The 202-nt window shown below is 55.9% G+C and carries 1 tRNA gene; it reads left to right on the top strand.

Annotated elements, in window-relative coordinates:
* Positions 1–33: 33 nt before the first annotated feature.
* Positions 34–109 (top strand) — tRNA-Glu (locus Xbed_RS19285).
* Positions 110–202: the final 93 nt, after the last annotated feature.

Here is a 202-nt window from a genome sequence, read left to right as displayed (position 1 = left end):
ACATGAGCAGCGCGTCTGCGAAGAAGACCTGATGTCCCCTTCGTCTAGAGGCCTAGGACACCGCCCTTTCACGGCGGTAACAGGGGTTCGAATCCCCTAGGGGACGCCATTCTGCTCAGGCCCTGGGTGAAAGCCGGTGCCGCAAGATAGTGCTAAACGAACTGGTGACAGTGGGTTTAGCAGTATGTGCTCTTTAACAATC

The organism is Xenorhabdus beddingii, assembly GCF_002127545.1.
Classification (GTDB): domain Bacteria; phylum Pseudomonadota; class Gammaproteobacteria; order Enterobacterales; family Enterobacteriaceae; genus Xenorhabdus; species Xenorhabdus beddingii.
The sequence above is the reverse complement of the archived record's forward strand: the minus strand, read 5'-3'. Positions and strand labels throughout refer to the sequence as shown.